Genomic DNA, 19,707 nt, shown 5'->3' on the forward strand with positions numbered 1-19,707 from the left:
ACCGGCGGCCGTCCCACTCGGCGAGCACCACGAAGACATCGTGACCACGAAAAGCCGCGAGGTGGGCGCCGCGCTGCTTTGGCGGGTCTTCAACGTGCACGTCGCCGAGGCCATGCTCCCCGAATCTCCCCCCAAGGGCGAGCCGATCGATGTCATCGGCGGGACACGGAGCGAGATCGCTTCAACATAGTCGTCGCCCCGGCGCGGGCATGAGGCATTAGGACAAGGAGAAGACAGACGATGGGCGATCGAGTGACGGAGATCCGTAAGCTTGCTCCCGATCTCTTCATGATTCGGACGGGCTTCCCACAGGTCTACCTCTGGTGCGACGGATCAGGGGTCACGATGATCGACGCGGGGTTTCCCGGGGACGAGCCCCGGCTCGCCGCCGCCTTCGCTGAGCTGGGCTTCCGTACCACGGCCCTCCGGCGGCTGGTGCTCACGCATCATCACGAGGACCACACGGGCGCGGCCGCGGACGTGGCGAACTGGGGCGATGTCGAAGTGATCGCGCATCGCGCGGACGCTCCGGTCATCCGCGGCGAGCGCCGACCTCCGCGCCGGACGCTCACTCTCGAAGAACGCGTGGTATTCGAGCGGCTTTCCGCCGGCATCCCACCCGCCCCTCCGTGTCGCGTCGATTCCGAGGTGGAGGCGGGAGACATCGTCCCGATCGGGGGCGGGGCGGTGGTGATCAGTGGAGCAGGGCACACGGAGGGCAGCATCGGCCTGTTGGTGAGGGAATCCCGCGTCCTGTTCACCGGTGACCTCATCGTCACCACGCCGGAAGGGCCGACGCTGGGCCATTTCAACGATGATGCAGCTTTGGCCCGTCGCTCCGCCGCAGCCATGGCCGCCCACGACGTCATGCTTCTGTACCCCGGACACGGCGAGCCGCTGGCTGATCCGCGGGTGCTGAGCGGGTTGGGATCGGCGCTGGCGCCCTCCGCACCCGGCGACCTGTAGCGTCGCGCGCGCCAGCCCCGGCGACACGACCCGCGCAGACGCCCCGTCCGGCTGAGTGGGGAAACCCCAGCCGCGTACGCCCTGAGAACGCTCCCGGTCGATCCACGTCGCTGACGCGGGCATGCCGACGCGATCCGCTTCCAGCAGGGACCGGATCGCGTCAGTACTCAAGTCTGGTGGGGTCACTCGAGTCCGTGGATGACCTTGCCACCGGGCGGCGGACGGAAGGCATCCCAGTGCTCGACGAGCAGCCCGTCCCGTATGCGGAAGACGTCGATCAGCATCCCGTCCTCGCGGATTGCCTGGCGGGCGATGAACTCGCCGTCGGCGATGACGTTCACCTGGATCTCCTTCGCCGGGTCGAGACGCTCCTCCGGGGGCAGCGAGAGGATGTAGGTGAAGAATTTCCGGAGCCCCTCGCGCCCCTGCTCGATGTTCGGGTTGTGCTGGATGTAGTCCGCGGCCACATACCGGTTGAGGTGCTCCAGGCCCGCCACCGTGCCGTGGGCGACATCGAAGAACTCGGCGACGATCTGCTTGTTGCGCTCAAGATCGTGAGTCTCGTCGGCCATTCCCATTCCCTTCGCTGGATCAGAATTACAGAAGAAGCTCGTTCCCTGGCGGGAGCGCCGGGTTTCTCAGTGCTCACGGAGCATGCCGTCGCTCAGCCGACGGAAACCGTGCCGCGGGCGCGGTCCCTGATCGAGCGCGCCCTTGTTGAAACCGCCAGGGACCTCGGACGCCTCGCGGCCCTGGCCGGCGTGAGGATCCTGCTGAATGTAGTTTTTGACGCCTCATTCGAGACCGTGGATGATCGCGCCGCCGGGCGGCGGGCGGAATGCGTCCCAGTGCTCCTTGACGAGGCTGTCCTCCAGGCGGAAGACGTTGATCAGCAACCCGTCTTCGCGGATCTCGTGCCGGACGACGAAGTCGCGCTCCGCGATGAGACGCACCTCGATTTTCTTGGAGGGGTCAAGGCGCTCGGAGGGCGGAAGCGAGAGGATGTGCGCGAAGAACGTGCGCAGTCCGTCGAGCCCTTGCCCGATGTTCGGGTTGTGCTGGATGTAGTCCGCGGACACGAACTCGCCGAGCCGGTCCAGGCCCGCGAGATCGCCGTGGGCGACCGCCAGGAAATCCTCGACGAGCCGCTTGTTGCATACCAACCGCTCGGGCTCCGGCTCCGATCCGGGCGCCTCACCGGGTCCGATTCCCGCCATCACGAGCCCGCCGGCGGGTCACAGCCCGGCGTCGAAACGCCACGCGTCCCAGTGCTCCTGGAGCATGCCGTCCCGAACCCGCCAGATGTCGATGTGAAGTCCGTTGACACGGATCTCGTGACGCACCACGAGATACCCCTCGCCGATCAGGTGGATTTCGATGGTCCCGGAAGGATCGAGGTCCTTCTCGCGTGCGCGATGAAATCCGGCGAAGTACGCGCGGACGCCCTCTCGTCCTTGCCCGGCGTGTGGGTTGTGCTGGATGTAGTCGACCGCGACGAGGTCGTCAAGACGGTCGAGTCGCTTGGCGATCGCCACATCGCTGACGAACGCCTCGACAACCTGTTTGTTCCGCTCGGTGGTTTCGTCGCCTGTCATCTAGTTCTTGCCCCAGAGTTTGAGGAACCCGTTCGCGTAGTCGGCCTTGCCGTACCACGAGCCGCTCGACCACCCCTTTCGGGTGAGGTCAAGGCCTGTGACGTTGGCGGACGTGAACAGACGCTGGAACGGGAAGTCCAGCTCGCCCGCGCGCGGCTGACCGACCATGAGCCGCAGCAGCGAGTCGGACATGTACCAGGAGAGTGCCGGAAGACTGAACGCGGCGACCGCGCCGACCCACTGGGACTGGCCGAGCTGCTGCATCACGGCCAGGGCACCGCCCACGGTGCCGATCCGAGTGTCCGCGGCGCTGCGGCCCGCGGCCTGCGCTCCCGAGACGACATCGGGGATGTAGTTGTTCGTACCGGCCACGATGTACTTCATCCGGGAGTCCGACACCAGCGACGTCGACACCCCGGTGGAGATCTTGTCCTGGTTGACCGTGTTCACGTCGATCACCTTCGACGAACAGCCGCCGCAGTCGTCCTTCAGCACCTTGACGACGCCGTCGTCGGCCCAGGCCGGCGTGATGTCGTTCGAGGTCGTGCGCATCGCGAGCACATGGGCCGACCCCTTGGAGTCGACGATGAACTGATCGGTCAGCCAGGAGTGGAGCTTCACGAAGCCCGGGGCCACGTAGCTGACGAGCTTCGGGGCACCGGGGCCGGAGGACGTCGTCATGCCGTTCACCAGCGGGATACCCGCCCTCGCGACGTCGGCGATCGCGCTCGGGGCGGTGTTCTGAGTGATGCCGACCGTGACGATGCCAATGGCCTTCGCGTTGATCGCCTGGTGAAGGCAGTTGGCGACGCCGTCCGGCGAGCCGCCGGTCGTGCCGCACGCCTCCACGTCGACGCCGAAGCGTGCGAACACGCTCTTGATCTCGTCGGCGACGACCGAGAAGTCCTGCACCTCCAGCGCCGGCACGACGACGTAGACCTTGCCGCCGGTGATCTTCGACGTGTCGATGGCCGGACCTGGCCCCGCGAACGTGTCGATCGGCTGTCTCGCCGCCTTGACCGCCTCCGCGACGCCGGCCGGGACGGCACCCTTCGCGTCCCCGGACGAGCCTGAGCTCTCGGCGGTGCTGCCGCAGCCGACGAGGGTGAGTGCCAACACCGTGCAGGCCGCGAGAAGTCCGTGCGACCGATTGCGCCCGTTCAGCATGAGATTGCCTCTCTTCATTGAGTGTGTGATCACTTGGCTCTCCTTCGAGAGCAGACCGCTGTCACGTCTACGGGCGGGCAACGTCAGGGCCCGGCCCGGGTCTGACTTGGCGACGAGATGTGGCAGCCGCCGGTCAGGAGGGCTGCCGCGGAACGAGCTGCCCTTCATGAGCCGCCCGACTTCACCCGCCGTGTCGCGCTTCGCTTCCTGGCTGGAGGAAGTGGCGTGCAGGAGCCGCTTCAGGTACGTGTGCGGCGCCGGAGAAGCAGCGACACGGTGATGGCGATGATCAGCGCCGCACCGTAGAAGACGTTCGTCACCCAGCCGGACAGCCCGAGCAACTGCAGGCCGAACATGCCCGTCAGCAGGAAGTAGGCGGCGATGAACATGCCGATCGCGTTGAAGCGCCCGGGGACCACCGCGACCGTTCCGAGGAACACCGCGGCGAGGGCCGGCATCATCTGCACCTGAGCCGTCGCGGTGCTGAACCCGCCGACGCCGCATGCGAGGATGACGCCGATGCCGCCGCTGAGCAGGGAGGCCATCAGGTAGCCGCCGAAACGGATGCGGCGGACGGGGATACCGGCGAGCCTTGCCACGTTCGGGTTCGAGCCGACGAACAGCATCGATCGGCCGAGCGGGGTCGCGGTCATGACGTACGCGGTGATGACGACGAGGACGACGCCGTACCAGAACACCGCAGGCAGGCCGAGGAAGCTGCCGATCGCGATCTGCGCGAGCCCCGGGTCGAGGCCGCTCACGTTCGACTGGTTCGACATCAGCAGCGCGATCCCCAGGGCGAGGCTCCCCGTGCCGAGGGTGACGACGATCGAGCTGATCCCGACGATGACCACGAGTACCGCGTTGAGGAGGCCGACGAGCACCGCGGCGGCGAGGGCTGCGAGGATCGCCAGCGGAACCGGCCAGTCGTGCAGGACGACCAGGGCGGGGAACGTGGTTCCCGCCAGGCCGTAGATGTAGGCGAACGACAGGTCGAACTCGCCGACGGCGATCGTGACGATGACCGCGAGACCGAGGAATACCACCGGTGTCTGCTGGCCGAAGACCGCGCGTGAGGCGCTCGTGAGGTCGACGCCGTTCGGAAGCAGCGTCAGGAAGAGCACCACCATGATGATCCAGAGCAGCACGAGACTGTAGCGCTGGAGCACGTAGGAGGCCGCCCGGGTGAACGGAAGGTCTGCCTTCCGAGGTGCGACGCCCGAGGCGATCGTGGGTCGTGACCGTGTGGTTGCCATCAGGCCTCCTTTGCGGGAGTCGGTGCGGAGGCGGGAGTGTGCGCCGCCTCGTCGACGGCGAAGACCGCGAAGAGAAGGGCGTCCGCGTCGAACGGTCGCGTCATCTCGCGAATGATCCGGCCGTCCTGGAGGATGAGAACCCGGTCGCAGATCGCCGCGAGATCCTCGACCTCGGCGGAGCAGACCATGACCGCCGATCCGTCGGCGGCTGCCTGCCGGCTCGCCGTGAGGATCGCGTGCCGCGCGCCGACATCGACCGCCTGGGTGGGGTCGTCGAGCACGAGCAGGTCGGGCGTCCCAAGGAGCCATTTGCCGAGCAGCACCTTCTGCTGGTTGCCACCGGACATCGAGGCCACGGGCATCGTGGGGTTCGGCGGCCGGATGTCGAACCGCGCGATGATGCCCTCGGTCTCGGCGCGCTGCCACTTGAACCCGGTCCACCAGGGCTTTCCTCTGCGTCGCAGGTGGGGAAGGGTCGCGTTCTCCTCAACCGTCAGTTCGAGCGCGACGCCCTTGTCGTGCCGGTCGGCGGGGATGAAGGCGATCCCGGCGTCAAGGAGGTCGACGACCTTGCCACGGGCCAGGTCGACGACGCGTCCGCCGAGCCTGACCTTGCCCGTGCCGCGCCGGTCGCCGCCGAGGAGCGGCCCGAGGTCAGACAGGCCGGAGTCCACCGTCCCCGTGAAGCCGACGACCTCGCCGCGACGGATGGTGGCGCTCACACCGTCGACCCGTCCGCCGCGGACGTCGACGAACTCGACCGTCTCGGGCCGGGGCTCGGGCGGCAGGCTTTCCATGATGTCGCCGAGCTCAGCGGCGCGCCCGAGGACGAGTCCGGCCAGTTTGGCCTCATCGAGCCCGGCCGTCTCGATGCCCGTCTCCACGACGCGGCCGTTGCGCAGGACGGTCGCCCGGTCGGCGATCTCGAGTACCTCCTTGAGGTTGTGGCTGATGAACAGCACGGCCGTGCCCTGGCTCTTGAGCAGGCGGATCATGTCGTAGAACGTCGGTAGCGCGTCGTGAGGGACGGCGCGCGAGGACTCGTCGAAGACCACGACACCCGCGCCGGGGGTCCGGTCCTGCAGCGCGCGTGCGACAGCGACCGCGACCCGCTCGCTGGGTAGCAGGGTCGAGACCTTGGCCGACGGGTCGATGTCGGTGCGCAGGTAATTCAGCGTCTCGCCTACGGCGACGGCGTCCTCGGAGGTGCGGATCCAGCGGAAGATCCGGTTGACCGAGTGCCGGCCGACCCGCACGTTGTCACGCACCGAGAGGTCGGGCACGAGACCGAGATCCTGGTGCACGAACGACAGGCCCTGTCCGTGCAGCGCCTTCGCGTTGACCGGCGGGCCGATCCGCTCGCCGTCGAGGAGGATCTCGCCGCCCGGATCCGCCGAGTGGACACCGGAGATCAGTTTGATGAGCGTGGACTTGCCGGAGCCGTTCTGCCCGACGAGGCCGTGCACCTCCCCTGGGGCGATCGTCAGGCTCGCGTTCTCGAGGACCGTGACGCCGGCGAACGTCTTGGAGAGACCGCGGACCTCAAGTCGGGGGATCGGCGGTATCGCGGATTCAGCGGCCATGGCTAGCGACCGTGCCATGCGGGGTTGGTCTCAGCGACGCCGCCGAGGAGACCGGAAAGGGCGGTCCACGCGTGGCGGACGGCGTGAATCGCGGTGGGCAGAGTTCCCGAGATCCGGGGGCGTCTGCCCCCTTCCCCCTGTGCCTCATCGGGTGAATCGGTCTGAACCATGGATGACTCCTTGCGCGTAAAGCGCTCCTGTCGGAGCCGACGTTCACCGGCGACCCCTGATGCGGGTGCTTCTGTCGCGGCCACACCGGCAACACCGCTGCCGAACCGCCCATGGGCCTTCGCGGAGTTCCTCCGCGCGGCTCTTCAACCGACCTGACGCAAACCACTCGGCACGGTGACCGGCCGACGAGCAGCGTCAAGGTAGGAAGTGACCGGCGTCACGCTCAAGGGACATGTTCATTGGATGAACAAGTCACCCATATCGCCGACTTCGCTGTGCACCATCCAGTTACGACCTGGCCGACCGGCCGCCCCTGTCCTGGCTGGAGGCAAAGAAATGACGGTCCCGACAAGCCGTGATGTCCTTGAAGGCTTTCTCTCGGCCCTGGAGGCTCATGGCGCTCGCCAGGCCTTCGAGCAGTACGCGGTTGAGGACTACGTCCAACACAATGCCAAAGCCGGAGAAGGCCGAGAAGGCGCCATCGCCTATCTGGAAGAAGAAGCAGTCAGGGGCGGTCGGGCCACGGTCAAGCGGATCATCAGCGACGGGGAGATGGTAGCCCTTCACCTGCACATGGAATTCGCGGACGGGAGTCCCGATCTGGCGATCGTCGATATATGGCGCGTCGAAAAAGGTAGGCTCGCGGAGCATTGGGATGTTTCTCAAGAGATCTCGAAGACGAGCACCTCTGTAGTATTTTGACAATTCATCCAGCCGTCGGACAGAAATCGCCTGACGGCTGACGGGCGGAGCGCCGGAGGGCGTCCGAGCACCCCCGTCGGGGCGGTCGCCACACACTCCCGCGCGCGCATCCGGATACACGGCCCGCGTCAGCCGCCTAACGAGGCCCGGGCCCCGACACGTGAACGGCGCCGGCCCGCGGAGTGACACCCGCGATGGGCGCCCACCATGATGCGGAGCTGGTCGTGGCCGCGCTGAACATGGCTGGGGCCACCCGGTGCGGTGACGTCCGCGCTGCAAGCTGGGCGTCACCCTGTCCATGGGCCGGGTCGGCTCGTGTTTCGACAACGCTGTCAGCGAGGCGTTCGACAGCGTTCTCAAGGTCGAGTGCACACAGCGGGTGCGGGTTCAAGAGTCCGACGGACTACGAGAACGAGTACTGCGCCGGCCTCACCTCCCGGGCGGCAAGCCAGGACGATTGCTCGGAGAAACGCTCGCCGAGGCCGATCCGACACAACGCGCTCGCCGATGGTCCGCCGCGCCGATCAGCTCACCTGTGGCGGCGCTCGGCCTGAATCCCCACCAAATCACCGGGAAAGTCAGCGACTTGTTCAGCCGCGCAAAGCCTTTCGGACGGTCTCCGTGGGAGTCTCACCATATTGCTGCCGGTAATACGAGGAGAATCGGCCGAGGTGCAGAAATCCCCAGTGTGTGGCGATGTCGGTAATGGAACGCCGACCGGCCAGGGCCATCAATTCATTTCGGACTCGTTCGAGACGGACTTTTCGAACGTATGCCATCGGTGTGATTCCCGTGGCCTCACGAAATCCTACTTGCAGCGACTTCGCGCTGACACCTGCGACCCCGGCCAGACGCGCGAGGGACAGGTCTGACTCAGGTTGCGAATCGACAAGGTCGATGACGTCCTTGATCCTGTTGCGCTGCGCCGGCTTCGTCGGCGTACAGAGCTCGTCACTATAGCTGTGCGGCACGGCCAAGAGCAGTTGAGTCAACACGAATGACTCCAACTGCCTCAGAGCGAGCGGAAACTCGGCAACGCCCCCGGGCCGAACTAGTTCAGAACGCAGAAAGCGGATCGCTGAGACCAGGCCCTGGCCGGCTCCTGTAGTCATGTCGAAGCCGAGCGAAAAATCGATGGGCCCTTCCACAGGACGGTTCAGCAACACTCCCAGATGTTCCTCGACCGCCTTGCTCGGCAGCAGGACGGCGTACTGCAGAGCATCGGGGCTCCAGCGGACGGTGAAGTCATCGAACGGCCGGACCATCACCCCCTGACACATCCCCGTCGTCACCGCACGCCGGCCGGCCTGTGTCACCCTGCTCCTGCCCTGCATGGTCAGGTTGAGGTGGTAGTTCTGCAGCATCTGCGGGACCAGCAGCTCGGCGTCCGCCCCGTAACCGAGGTGCCCGATGAGCAGTTGCTGAGACCGTAGAAAGTGAAACTTGAAGTCCAGCGGTTTCCCGTCGTGAGACTTCAATTCGTGAGGCACGTAAACGGACGCAATCACGTCATGGGCCTCGTCGAAGTCCCTGGTCCTCAGGGTGTCGGGCCGCAGTTGCGGATCCGGCTGCCGAGAAGATCGATCAGGGGTGCGCGAAAGGAGGCGCCCCGGTGCCGGAATGGCGGGCTCAGAGCTGCGAAGAAGATCTCCCGCATCTCGCTGCACATGCTTGGATTCCACTCCGGAGCGGCCTTGAGTATCGCCGCTCAAGCCTGTGATCACTTCGCCACCTCCACCCGCCACCATGGGAAACCGCATGGCCTAGACTTGCGCAAGACAATAGAGCAAGTGTGGGCGGGTGTCACTATCCACAGAACGTCGCGACTATCCGTTCCGCGAATTCATCCACCAATAACGGCTCTCACTTTTACACGCCGCCCACCACGGCACCCCTGTCGTCCGGTATGGACTCGCTGCTCCATCGCGACTGTCGGAACCACGGGTCAGACGATGTCCAGTGCATCGAGCAGTGGAACAGCGAGCTCCTGCGGGCCGTCGATCTTGCAGTGGTCCACCCAAGGACGCCGGGTTGTTCCCCACGCTACGAACGCACTCGCGTCCGAAATCACGCGCACCGCTCCGAAGTCACCCTCGCCAGTGCTCAGGCCTCCCTCCATGAACCGGCTGACCGTCCACACACTCGCCCCGGCGCCAGTGAACTCGAAAGTCACGGGCGCCGTCACCGTCTCGTCGAGCAACGAGCCCTGCATCTGCGGCAGCCCCCACATCATCCACTGCACCGCCGCGTACAGTGCGGCGTGACTCACCGGCTCGAGGGCTCGGGCCGCCGGGGCGGGATCGACAGGCCCGTACGGCCGCAGGATGTCGTGCCGCAGATGACAGAAGTAGTCGAACACCTGGGCGTTGGCCAGGGCGTGCGTTGGATAGGTTCCCAAAGTCGGGATCGTCACAGGAACCGACGCTTGAGGCTCTTCCTGCTGGGCGAGCAGCTTCTGCTCGAACAGTGGGACATAGGTGTGGAACTCTTCGAGAATCTCCTCGATCGAACGGTTCCGGCGCCGGTCGACACGCACATCGTGCTGTCGTTCACGGTTCGATGGGAGCGGCGGCGCGCCCTCGGGTTCGGGGATGGGATCGATGGCCTCATGAGCGTTCGCAGCCATGTGGGCCACCACATCACGGATCCGCCACCCGGCACAGGCCGAGTCCATCATCCACTCTTCGCGAGTCAGCGTCCCGATGACGCGCTCTACGTCGCGCCGCAGGGCGGGGAACTCCTGAGCTGCTTCCCTGGTCACGAGTTACTCACCTTTCCTTGCCGGTGACAGTGGAGGCGTTGCCCGCAGGCACAGGAAGTCCGTACTTGCCGCCGAAGAATACGAGTGGATGCTGAGTCGCATCGGAGCCCAGCGTCCGTATCTCCGCGGCGACGATCGTGTGGTCGCCACCGTCGTACTCCGCCCACACGGTGCAGTCGGCCCACGCGATGGCACCGTCCAGGATGGGGGCCCCGGATGGTGCGGGCGACCAGTGCACACCCGCGAACTTGTCGGCGCCTGACCTGGCGAAGGCGTTCGAGATCTCTTCCTGGTGCGTCGCCAGGACGTTGACGCAGAAGTTGCCCACGGCGCGGATGCGCGGCCAGGTCGTCGAGGTACGTGCGGGATTGAAGCTCACCAGTGCCGGATCGAGAGAGAGCGAGGCGAACGACTGGCACGTGAAGCCGATCGGACCGGTTTCGTCGGCGGCGGATATGACGGTCAGACCTGAGCAGAACAGCCCCAGGGTTTTGCGCAGATTCCGTGGGCTGAGGGGTTCCTCGACCAGAAGAGTTTCTGCCATGGTGCCGGATGATATGGACATGATACTCCCATCACTTTCCAGATAACTGGGGAAATCCGTGGGATGAATTGTGCCGCCAGAGTCGACGGCATCGGCGGCACAATTCGATTGAAAGACCGCGAGTCTTCAGCGGTATGTCGAAGAGGGGCCATGGCCCCTTCTTCTGACCGAACGTCAGAAGATGGGCAGTCCTTTGGTGACCACTCGATCCGACAGCAGAGGAACAATCTGCCCGAACACGATGTCCTTCACGTGAGGTGTGGAGAAATGGTGGTCGAAGTCAGCTGCTTCCTGGTACCTCTCGACGATGAAAAAGACATTTTCATCGTCAGTCGATCGATGCGGTTCGTACGAAATGCAACCGGGCTCCTTCAGAGTCTCTTCCCGTACCTGCCGCAGCAGGTCCAGGAGCCGGTCAGTGTGTCCATCGGTGACGGTGTATCGAGCGACAACCGTGAAGGTCACGATTCCTCCCTTTCCGGAGACGACGCGCGGTCGGTCGATCAGTGCCTGAGGCCGGCATCACGCATCAGGGGCATGACCTTCTCGTTGAAGTACTCGAGTTCCTCGGCGTAGTCCAGGAATCCGATCAAGGCGCCGTCCATTCCGGCATCGGAAAGCTGCTGGAACTGCTCGACGACCTGTTCGGGCGTGCCGACCAGGTTGATGCCGCCCCAGCCGGCGATGAACCGCTCCTGCATCTTCTCGATCTGCGCGTTCGACGACTGGCTCTCGATCCCGAGAACACTCATGATGTTGCGCGCACCCGGCCAGTCACCCTGGTCGATGATCTCCTGGTGCACCGCCTTGGCTTCGGCTTCGGTGTCGCGGCACACGACCAGCGCCATGGTCATGACCTGGATGTCGCGCTGGTACCTGTTCTTCGCCCGGGCCTTGATCGTGTCGGAGTACTCTTTCATGCTCTCGCGGGTGTCGAGAGCGGTGAAGTTGACGTCGACGTGCTTGGCGTTGAACTCCAGTGCGGCGCGTGACGTGCCGGCGTTGAGCAGTAGGGGCCGGGGCTTCGACAGTGGCTTCGGGTATGCCTCGACGCCCTTGGACTGGAAGTACTTGCCGTCGAAGTCGAATGAGCCGTCCTTGGTCCACAGCTCTTCGGCGAACTCGACCCACTCGCTACCGAACGCGTACCTGTCGTCGTGTTCCAGCTGCTTCTTGCCGAACATCTCCATTTCCGGCGTGAACCAGCCCATGACCAAGTTGATGCCGTAACGGCCGTTGGAGATGTGGTCGATGGTCGTGGCCATCTTGGCGGCCGCGATGGGATGCACCGTCGGCAGGTGACAGGTGGTGAAGACGTGGATGTTCTCCGTGGCCTCCGCAAGGCCCGCCGCCCACGTAAAGGTTTCGTAGCACACGCCGTTGAAGTTCGTCTCACCACCGAAGCCTCGCCACCGCGCGATGGGAACGATCGCTTCGAAGCCGCTCCTGTCGGCGAGCTGAGCGATTCTCTTCTGCTGCTCCCAGGTGACGCGGAAGGACGTGGGGGCGTGGCTGTTGACGATGCCGCCGCTGCAATTGAAGGCGAAAACCCCGAGCTTGAACTTCTGGTCGTTCATCATGGGTGTGGTGGCGACATCAACTTCTCCGACGCCGAAGGTGTCCTGCTGATGCACGGGCATGGTCACGGAATTACTCCGGTCACGTCGAGATGAGTACCAGCCGAAACGGCTGGGCTACCTGGCTGTCACAAGGTAGCCATCTGTGGCCGCTATCACTATCCGAAAAATAACGCCGATGTCCGTCTGCCAGAGAACCCGACCCAGCGATACAGGAACATCTGGTTCAGTCGTAAAGCCTTCGTCAGAGAACGCGGTGCGGGAACAGCGTCGGCGACGGGTGAATCGTGGCCCTTCCAAGATTTCCGTGAAGCCGGTCATGCTTCCGTGCGCCGGTGATGCTCCGTCACGGCCGACGGGATGCTCGGTCAGTGTGAGGAGTTGCTGAAGACGGTGCTTCCGCACCTTGGCGGGGTGCTGGTGGAGCAAGTGGTGGCAGAGGCAGGTCTGTTACGGATCGTGGCGAGTACGGCATCGACGATCTCGGCGTCATGTCTGGACTGCGAGGTTGCTGTCGAGACGTCGGCACAGCGGCTACGAGCGCCGGCTCGCCGACGACGCAGTCGGAGGCCGACGAGTGTCATCACGTGGACCATCCGGCGCCTGTTCTGCGACAACCCGGGCTGCGCGAGAGTGACGTTCGCCGAGCAGGTTGATGGACTGACCGTGCGTTACGGCCGGCGGACTCCGCAGCTCAAGGGCATGTTGGGCGCGATTGCGGTGGCCTTGGCAGGCCGCACCGGTGAACGCCTGGCGGCCCGGATGTCGGCTCCGGTCAGCGACACCACGCGCTGAGCCTGGGGAGGATCATCTGCCGCGACCGTGGCGGCGCCTTCGCGGACGGCGCGCGCACCGGTGCCCCCAACGCCGTCCAGGTCGCCGATTTGTGGCACGTCTGGCACGACCTCGCCGAAGCCGTGAAGTCCCTGGTCAGCAAGCACAGTTCCTGCTTTCGCGAACCGGCACCTGCCCCGGACTCGCCCCCTGAAGTCCTGCACCCGCCGCTCTCCCACGCGGGCCCTGCGGTCAGCAGCGCCACGCTGGTCACCGCAAGCAGCGCGGTGACCAGTGGTCGGCAGGGGAGGCGGTCCCCGAGGGGGACGAGCAGGAAGATCCCGACGGCGTAGCCGAGCTGGGTCAGCGTTGTGAGGGTGGTTGCCGTGCTGTCGGAGACGTTGACACTCCGGGCGATCAGGGGGGTGACGGCTTGCGGGAAGTAGGCGTTGGCCACGGTGACACCGCAGGCCAGCGCCATGACGAGGGGGCCTGCGGCCGAGGGGCGGCGCCGCGAGGCCTCAGCTCGTCGGCCGGGGCGCCCCGGCGCGGACACTCCCGCGGTGCCGGGGGAGGAGAGCATCCTGCGGCGCGGGTTCGAAGCCTTCGCGGAACTGGGGTACGACCACGCATCGGCAAGAGAGTTGGCCCGCCGCCTGGGCGTCAGCCACAACTTCATCAACGACCGGTACGGGTCCAAGGCCGCGTTCTGGCGGGCGGTGGTGGAATTCGCCCTCGGGGCACGACTGGCCGGTATGCCGCAGGTGGACCCCTCGCTGGACGATGCCGAGCAGTTGCGGCAGATCATCAGCAACTTCTACCGAACGGCGGCGGACGCGCCCCTCGTAGGACGGCTGTTCGTCGACGAGCTCAACCGGGACACGGAGCGGCTGGACTACCTGTACACGCACTACATCGGCCCGGTCCTGCAGACCATCACGGCCTGTGTCGATCGGCTCGTCGCTTCCGGCCGCATGGCGCCCATCCCGGTGGACGTGTTCTTCTTCGCCGTCATCCCGCCTGTCTCGGGCATGGTGGACGTGCCCCTGGCTCGACGACTGGGCCGACCCGCGCCGTCCTCACCGCAGCAGCTGACCGCCACAGCGGACGCGCTTGCGGCCCTCGTGGTCAACGGCATGCTCGCGACGGGAGCGGATGGTCGCCGCTGAGACCGATGCCACGGCGTGGGACCCATCAGGGGCGTTCGTATCCGTGCCGGCCGCGACCGGCCGGCACCGCCGCGCAGGGACATGCGGCGACCGGTAGCCCAACAAGCGCCGGGAGAACAGGTCAATGACCGTGGCGAGGTGGAGCTTGCCCTTCTCGGTGACGATCTCCGTCATGTCGCCCTCCCAGACGAGGTCCCGCCTGACAGAGTCGGGGGCAGCGGGCCGCTTGCCCGGCCTGGTCCGCCCGCTTCGGCGTCTTACCACCCGGGCGACGAGGCCGAGTTCGGCCATCAGCTTCGCGACGGTGTTCACCGAGATGCGCCAGCCCCAGCGGACCAGCAGAGTGAAGATCCTCGGGTGATCGGCGTGCGCTTGGACCAGCTCGACGACGTCGTGACCGCGACGAGACGGAGGCCCGCACAGCGCTGGCCGCCGCACCACGGCCCGTGACGGCGCGGGATGTCCGGGCCTTGCTGGACAGGCGTACTGAGGGGCGGGGAGATCACTCTCCCGGGTTCTGCCCTGCCGGAAACTGGTGTGAGTGCGGATGGCCGTGCGGGTGCGCGTGGTGGCGCGGCTTGATCGCGCCCGACGCCAGCTCGTCCGCCGTCAACGGGGCGGCGTGGTAAGGGCCTTCGTGGGCAACGACGGGTGAACGTTTCTCGGCCAGTTCCGGGTGGCGCTCCTCCAGTGCCGCGCGTGCGTCGAGGGTGCGGCGCCAGCGCGCGATGTACTCGGTGTTGCCCTGGTGGGTCCCGTCCCAGGACTTGGGCGCGGCGTCGGCGGTTGCGGGCAGCCGCGCCTGGCCGAGCAGGGCAGCGCCCGCGGACGGCAGGCGCCGGGTCGGCCGGCCGCAGTCGGCGCATGGGGGCGGGGGCGCGTCGGGGCCGCTGACCATCGCCTCGAAGCGGGTGCCGCACGCGCAGGCGTAGTCGTAGATTCGCATGGTGACCGTCCTTGGGCCGGGGGCAGGCGATACCCGCCCCCGGCGGTGTGTCATCAGGAGTAGAAGGCGGGGGCGACCTTGAGCTGGGTGATCTGCTCCTCGTCGTGCCCGAACACCACGGTGGCGTTGGTCCGCTCGGCGATGCTGCGGATCTTCTCCACCGAGGCGAACCACTTTCGGCTGTCGTACACGACTCCGGCACCGACCGACGGGGGGCCGTAGCTCTCGGAGCGGTAGACGGCGTCCGACGTGAAGATCATGGTGCCGCTGTCGGGGAGGTCGACCTGCAGGGACATGGTGCCCCAGGTGTGGCCGGGGGTCTGCAGCAGGGTGACCCCGGGCAGGATCTCGGTGTCGCCCTCGACCGTCTCGAAGTTCAGTCCCGCGTAGTCGTTCTTCACGTGGGCGCCGAGGTTGTACCCCTCGAAGCCGAAGGCGCCTTCGTACTCGTCCTTGCTGCAGATGACCCTCGTGCTTGGAGCGTCGTTCCACAGGTCGGCCTGGCCGGCGTGGTCGAAGTGCAGGTGGGACAGGACGAGATGATCGATGTCGTGGGGCTCGTAGCCGAGTTGCTCCAGCCGCGAGTCCAGCCACTGGTCCTCGGTGACCTCATCGACGGGGAAGTACTCCTGCAGGCCTGTCGGGGCCCAGCGGGTCTCCCAGTCGCGGGGTACACCGGAGTCCCAGAGCAGCTTGCCCTCGGGGTGGTCGATGAACACGCAGTGCGTGGGCACGCCGACCCACTGCGAGGGCCTGTTCTTCTCCGCGCGCGACGCCATCACCCTGGAAGGGTCCAGGAGCAGCCAGGTGAGGTCGGCGTGCATGGTGCCGGTCGGCAGGATCTGCAGCTTGATGTTGTCCGGCATGGTTCACGTCCTAAAAGTCCGTATCGGGGACGGGGGTGGAGTGCTGCTGGAGGTTTGCGCTGTGCGGGTGGCCGCGCCGGTCACGGGCGTTCTCCCGTGCCCTCGTAGACCCGTACAGTGCGGGTTGCGAGCCGCGGAATGATCTCGGTCTTGCCAATGGTCTCGAAGTGCTCGGACTTCAGGTGGGCGTCGAAGCCGGCGGCGTCCACGTATCGCTCCAGGACGACGACGTGGGCCGGATCTTCCGCGTCGCGGAAGAACTCGTAGCTGATGTTGGCTGGTTCGGTCCGGCTTGCCGCGGCGAGGCGTGCGAGGTGGCCGAGCACTACTTCCTCGGTGCCTTCCCGCAGCCGGTAGTCGGCGATGACCTGGGATCGTGGGACCTGCGGGGCGTCGTTGCCCATCATGGCGTTCTCCCCTTGCAGTCTTCTGCAGTTTGTTGTCCGTGCGATCAGGGCGCCTGCCGACCCCGGACGGTTCGACGGGCACGGTCGAGGTCAGCGGCCCCAGATAGAGGTACCGCCGTCGACGGTGAGCACGCTGCCCACCACGAACCCGGACTCTTCGGACGCCAACCAGACGATGGCGTCCGCGATCTCCTCGGGCTCCGCCATCCGGCCGACAGGCGCACGGCCGTCGAGCGAGGCCCGCAGGCTTTCCGGGTCCGGCGACTCGGCGAGCATCTTGGCGAAGTAAGGCGAGTTGACGGTGCCGGGCGCCACGGCGTTCACCCGAATGCCCTGGCCGATGTGGTCCACCGCCATGGCCCGGGTCAGGGACGCGATGGCCCCCTTCGACGCCACGTAGGCGGCGCGGTCGGCGATGCCCTGGGCCGCCGTGTACGAGGCGACGTTGACGATGCGGCCGCCGGTCTTGGCGAGCTCGGGGATGGCGTACTTCGAACAGAGGAAGACACCCTTGGCGTTGACCGCCATCACACGGTCCCAGTCGGCTTCCTCAATGGTCTCGACGGTGCCCCGGAACCCGAAGCCGGCGTTGTTGACCAGGACGTCGATCCTGCCGAAAGACTGCACCACGGTACTGATCAGCGCCGCGACCCGGGCACTGTCGCTGACGTCCACAGACACCGCCTTGCCGGGCGTCTTCAGCTCGGCGACGGTCCGGGCGGCCGCGCCCTCGTCGACGTCGGCTGCGACGACCGTCCAGCCGCGCTCGGCGAACCGCAGCGCGGTCGCGCGGCCGATGCCACTGCCCGCACCGGTGACGATGACGACCTGTCCTTGTGCACTCATGCCGGCTCCTGTTCCTTCGCAAGGTCGATGATCTGGCGCAGGACCGATCCCGCGTGGAGGTCGTCCATCGCCTTGTTGATGTCGGCGAGGGCGATGTGGCCCGTGATCAGCTTGTCCAGCGGCAGCCGGCCTTCGAGGTACAGGGCGGCATAGCGCCTGATGTCCTCGGCGGGGTCGCCGGAACCGAGGTACGAGCCGATCAGTGAGCGCGCCTCGGTGACGAGGGAGAGCGGCGAGATGGTCAGTTGCGTCGAAGGGTGCGGCAGGCCGACCGTGACGGTCCGGCCGCCCGGACGCGTCAGCGCGATCGCCGTCTCCAGCGCACGTACGTTGCCGGTGCACTCGACGACGAGGTCGTAGCGTGCGTCGGCGGCGACCGCTTCCTGCGGGGTGAGCGAGCGCGTCGCACCGAAGCCCCCGGCCCGGGTGAGCTTTCCGGGCAGGACATCGACCGCGAGGACCGCTGACGGCTCGGCGCTGGCGGCGACCATCATGGCGGCGAATCCGACACCGCCCAGACCGACTACCGCGACCGACTCCCCGGGCTTCAGTCCGCCGGCGTTGAGCACCGCGCCGCCGCCGGTCAGCACCGCGCATCCGAGCACGGCGGCGACGTCGGCCGGCACCTCGGGCGGAACGACCACGAGCGAGGCGACGTCGACGATGGCGCGGGTCGCAAACGCCGACACGCCGCCGTGATGGTCGATGGGCCCGCCGCGCCAGCGCAGCCGTCGCCCGCCGCCCAGCATTTCACCGCGCGCGTTGGCGGCGCTCCCGCGCGAGCACAGGGCCCATCCAGGGCTGGTGCACGCCTCGCAGGTACCGCAGATCGGGAGGAAGGTCATGACGACGCGGTCACCGACCGCGACGCCGTCGGTGTCGGGCCCGCAGCGCACGACGGTGCCGCTGCCCTCGTGGCCCAGCAGCATCGGCACGACGACCTCACGGTTGCCGTTGACGCGGGAGAGGTCCGAGTGGCAGACGCCCGCCGCCTCCATCCGGACCTCGACCTCGCCCGGTCCGGGCTCGTCGAGTTCGAGCACGTCCACCGTGATCGGGGTCGACTTCGACCACGGCTCGGCGTCACCCACCCGTTCGAGGACTGCGCCTCTGATACGTGTCATTGCGGACCGTCTCCCTTCACCTTCGTGCTGTGTACATGTCGGTTTCGCGGACCAAATGCGCCGAGGGCTTCGCCGGGTGCGTCCGCTGCCTCTCCGTGATGCGTCCTTCTGCGGCGTCAGGGCCGGACGACGGCTCTTGGGTCACGGGGGTCAGGGGCAGGCGCCGCTTCAAACGGAGTGGGCGGGCCAGTCGGAGGCGCTGGATCAGCTTTCGAAACCCGACAGCCATATGACCGTAATACCGTCATCGGCAATGTCAAGGGAACGGGACGGATCCCGTCCGGATTGACATCGAGCGAGGCCGGCGTGGGACTGCGCGGCTGCCCACCTGGGCATCCTGATGGCTGTTGACTGACACCCTCACGCCCTGCGGGCAAGGGGGGTCAGCGACCCCAAATGGACGTGCCGCCGTCGACGGTGAGCACCGTGCCGACGGCGAAGCGCGACTCGGAGCTGGCCAGCCAGGCGATGGCATCGGCGATCTCCTCCGGCTCGGCCATGCGGCCGATCGGCGCGCGCCCGTCGAGTGAGGCTCGCAGCTGCTCCGCGTTGTCGGACTCGGCGAGCATCCTGGCGAAGTACGGGGAGTTCACGGTCCCCGGTGCGACCGCGTTGACACGGACGCCCTGGCCGATGTGGTCGACGGCCATGGCCCTGGTCAGTGCCGCGATCGCGCCCTTGGAGGCGACGTAGGCAGCACGGTCGGGGATGCCGACCTGAGCGGTGTAGGAGGTGACGTTCACGATGGCGCCGGATGTCTTGACCAGTTCAGGAAGTGCGAACTTTGAGCAGAGGAAGACGCTCTTGGTATTGACGGCCATCAGTCGATCCCAGTCGGCTTCGGAGATCGTCTCCACCGTGCCGCGGAAGCCGAACCCGGCGTTGTTGACCAGGATGTCGACCCTCCCGAACGCCTCGACCGTCGCGGCGACCATCTTCTGCACGTCAGCGGAACTGCTGACGTCGGTGCAGGTTGCCACTGCCCGCTTTCCGGCCAGGCCCGCTGTTTCCTCGGCTGCCGCCAGGTTCTTGTCCGCAGCGGTCAGCGAGGCGCCGAGTGCGGCCAGCCGCAGTGCTGTGGCCCGGCCGATGCCGCTGCCGGCGCCGGTGACGATCGCGGTCTTGCCGTGGAAATCCATGGATGCTCCTCAGTCAAAGGTGTTGATATGGCCCAGGGCCCCCGCTGCTTGGTGTCGTACCGCCGAATGTCCTCGGCAGGGGAGCCCACGGAGAGCCGATCGCGCATGGGTGAC

Annotated in this window: 23 protein-coding genes; 5 read left to right on the top strand and 18 right to left on the bottom strand. The window is 66.6% G+C overall.

The window, feature by feature from the left end:
• Nucleotides 1-40: 40 nt before the first annotated feature.
• Both J8M50_RS39140 and J8M50_RS39145 read left to right on the top strand, forming a co-directional pair.
• Entirely contained in the window at nucleotides 41-190 is a 150-nt protein-coding gene (locus J8M50_RS39140) for a hypothetical protein (RefSeq protein ID WP_158002818.1), read from the top strand.
• Nucleotides 191-240: 50 nt separating this feature from the next.
• Entirely contained in the window at nucleotides 241-966 is a 726-nt protein-coding gene (locus J8M50_RS39145; RefSeq protein ID WP_010356410.1) for an MBL fold metallo-hydrolase, read from the top strand.
• 182 nt (nucleotides 967-1,148) lie between these two features.
• Here J8M50_RS39145 and J8M50_RS39150 read toward each other — a convergent pair whose 3' ends face one another.
• The 6 genes from J8M50_RS39150 to J8M50_RS39175 form a co-directional block, all read right to left on the bottom strand.
• On the bottom strand, nucleotides 1,149-1,538 hold the full coding sequence (locus J8M50_RS39150) for a nuclear transport factor 2 family protein (protein ID WP_010356408.1): 390 nt from the start codon (nucleotides 1,536-1,538) through the stop codon (nucleotides 1,149-1,151).
• Between the two features lie 222 nt (nucleotides 1,539-1,760).
• Nucleotides 1,761-2,183, bottom strand: a complete 423-nt coding sequence (locus J8M50_RS39155; protein WP_010356406.1) for a nuclear transport factor 2 family protein — start codon at nucleotides 2,181-2,183, stop codon at nucleotides 1,761-1,763.
• Between the two features lie 18 nt (nucleotides 2,184-2,201).
• The gene (locus J8M50_RS39160) at nucleotides 2,202-2,561 is read right to left on the bottom strand and encodes a nuclear transport factor 2 family protein (RefSeq protein ID WP_010356404.1); all 360 of its coding nucleotides are present in this window, start codon (nucleotides 2,559-2,561) and stop codon (nucleotides 2,202-2,204) included.
• Nucleotides 2,562-3,728 (bottom strand): sugar ABC transporter substrate-binding protein, encoded by a 1,167-nt coding sequence (locus J8M50_RS39165; RefSeq protein WP_010356401.1) that lies wholly within the window; start codon nucleotides 3,726-3,728, stop codon nucleotides 2,562-2,564.
• A gap of 239 nt (nucleotides 3,729-3,967) precedes the next feature.
• On the bottom strand, nucleotides 3,968-4,984 hold the full coding sequence (locus J8M50_RS39170) for an ABC transporter permease (RefSeq protein WP_010356400.1): 1,017 nt from the start codon (nucleotides 4,982-4,984) through the stop codon (nucleotides 3,968-3,970).
• Nucleotides 4,984-6,567, bottom strand: coding sequence for a sugar ABC transporter ATP-binding protein (locus J8M50_RS39175; RefSeq protein ID WP_010356399.1), 1,584 nt, complete (start codon nucleotides 6,565-6,567; stop codon nucleotides 4,984-4,986). Before J8M50_RS39175 ends, J8M50_RS39170 begins: the two co-directional genes overlap by 1 nt.
• A gap of 378 nt (nucleotides 6,568-6,945) precedes the next feature.
• Here J8M50_RS39175 and J8M50_RS39180 point away from each other — a divergent pair, with 378 nt between their 5' ends.
• Entirely contained in the window at nucleotides 6,946-7,440 is a 495-nt protein-coding gene (locus J8M50_RS39180; protein WP_141655614.1) for a nuclear transport factor 2 family protein, read from the top strand.
• Between the two features lie 590 nt (nucleotides 7,441-8,030).
• Here J8M50_RS39180 and J8M50_RS39185 read toward each other — a convergent pair.
• The 5 genes from J8M50_RS39185 to J8M50_RS39205 form a co-directional block, all read right to left on the bottom strand.
• Nucleotides 8,031-9,164, bottom strand: coding sequence for an AraC family transcriptional regulator (locus J8M50_RS39185; protein ID WP_158002817.1), 1,134 nt, complete (start codon nucleotides 9,162-9,164; stop codon nucleotides 8,031-8,033).
• A 221-nt stretch (nucleotides 9,165-9,385) separates the two neighbouring features.
• Nucleotides 9,386-10,201, bottom strand: a complete 816-nt coding sequence (locus tag J8M50_RS39190; protein WP_010356393.1) for a maleylpyruvate isomerase N-terminal domain-containing protein — start codon at nucleotides 10,199-10,201, stop codon at nucleotides 9,386-9,388.
• A 7-nt stretch (nucleotides 10,202-10,208) separates the two neighbouring features.
• Complete coding sequence (locus J8M50_RS39195; RefSeq protein WP_010356392.1) at nucleotides 10,209-10,745, bottom strand: flavin reductase family protein; 537 nt, start codon at nucleotides 10,743-10,745, stop codon at nucleotides 10,209-10,211.
• 174 nt (nucleotides 10,746-10,919) lie between these two features.
• On the bottom strand, nucleotides 10,920-11,210 hold the full coding sequence (locus tag J8M50_RS39200) for a putative quinol monooxygenase (RefSeq protein WP_010356391.1): 291 nt from the start codon (nucleotides 11,208-11,210) through the stop codon (nucleotides 10,920-10,922).
• Between the two features lie 38 nt (nucleotides 11,211-11,248).
• Nucleotides 11,249-12,385, bottom strand: coding sequence for an LLM class flavin-dependent oxidoreductase (locus tag J8M50_RS39205; protein ID WP_050987318.1), 1,137 nt, complete (start codon nucleotides 12,383-12,385; stop codon nucleotides 11,249-11,251).
• Between the two features lie 318 nt (nucleotides 12,386-12,703).
• On the opposite strand from J8M50_RS39205, the gene J8M50_RS39210 reads away from it, so the two are divergent.
• Complete coding sequence (locus J8M50_RS39210; protein ID WP_141655613.1) at nucleotides 12,704-13,117, top strand: hypothetical protein; 414 nt, start codon at nucleotides 12,704-12,706, stop codon at nucleotides 13,115-13,117.
• Here J8M50_RS39210 and J8M50_RS39215 read toward each other — a convergent pair.
• Nucleotides 13,098-13,577: an MFS transporter gene (locus J8M50_RS39215; protein ID WP_010356388.1), complete on the bottom strand. Its 480-nt coding sequence runs from the start codon at nucleotides 13,575-13,577 to the stop codon at nucleotides 13,098-13,100. The two genes, J8M50_RS39210 and J8M50_RS39215, sit on opposite strands and share 20 nt — an antisense overlap.
• 82 nt (nucleotides 13,578-13,659) lie before the next feature.
• Between J8M50_RS39215 and J8M50_RS39220 the strand changes: the two genes are divergently transcribed.
• Nucleotides 13,660-14,265 (top strand): TetR/AcrR family transcriptional regulator, encoded by a 606-nt coding sequence (locus J8M50_RS39220; protein ID WP_010356387.1) that lies wholly within the window; start codon nucleotides 13,660-13,662, stop codon nucleotides 14,263-14,265.
• A 502-nt stretch (nucleotides 14,266-14,767) separates the two neighbouring features.
• On the opposite strand, the gene J8M50_RS39225 is transcribed toward J8M50_RS39220, so the two are convergent.
• From J8M50_RS39225 to J8M50_RS39250, 6 genes are all read right to left on the bottom strand, one after another.
• Nucleotides 14,768-15,211, bottom strand: coding sequence for an FmdB family zinc ribbon protein (locus tag J8M50_RS39225; protein WP_010356385.1), 444 nt, complete (start codon nucleotides 15,209-15,211; stop codon nucleotides 14,768-14,770).
• 53 nt (nucleotides 15,212-15,264) lie between these two features.
• On the bottom strand, nucleotides 15,265-16,077 hold the full coding sequence (locus tag J8M50_RS39230) for an N-acyl homoserine lactonase family protein (RefSeq protein WP_010356384.1): 813 nt from the start codon (nucleotides 16,075-16,077) through the stop codon (nucleotides 15,265-15,267).
• Nucleotides 16,078-16,157: 80 nt separating this feature from the next.
• Nucleotides 16,158-16,484, bottom strand: a complete 327-nt coding sequence (locus J8M50_RS39235; RefSeq protein ID WP_010356383.1) for a putative quinol monooxygenase — start codon at nucleotides 16,482-16,484, stop codon at nucleotides 16,158-16,160.
• 90 nt (nucleotides 16,485-16,574) lie between these two features.
• Nucleotides 16,575-17,330, bottom strand: coding sequence for an SDR family oxidoreductase (locus J8M50_RS39240; protein ID WP_010356382.1), 756 nt, complete (start codon nucleotides 17,328-17,330; stop codon nucleotides 16,575-16,577).
• Nucleotides 17,327-18,454 carry an alcohol dehydrogenase catalytic domain-containing protein gene (locus tag J8M50_RS39245; protein WP_010356381.1) on the bottom strand — a complete coding sequence of 376 codons (1,128 nt, stop codon included), beginning with the start codon at nucleotides 18,452-18,454 and terminating at the stop codon, nucleotides 17,327-17,329. Before J8M50_RS39245 ends, J8M50_RS39240 begins: the two co-directional genes overlap by 4 nt.
• Before the next feature lie 383 nt (nucleotides 18,455-18,837).
• Nucleotides 18,838-19,593 carry a glucose 1-dehydrogenase gene (locus J8M50_RS39250; protein ID WP_010356380.1) on the bottom strand — a complete coding sequence of 252 codons (756 nt, stop codon included), beginning with the start codon at nucleotides 19,591-19,593 and terminating at the stop codon, nucleotides 18,838-18,840.
• Between the last annotated feature and the right edge of the window lie 114 nt (nucleotides 19,594-19,707).

It is taken from the genome of Streptomyces acidiscabies (assembly GCF_020010905.1).
Lineage (GTDB): Bacteria > Actinomycetota > Actinomycetes > Streptomycetales > Streptomycetaceae > Streptomyces > Streptomyces acidiscabies.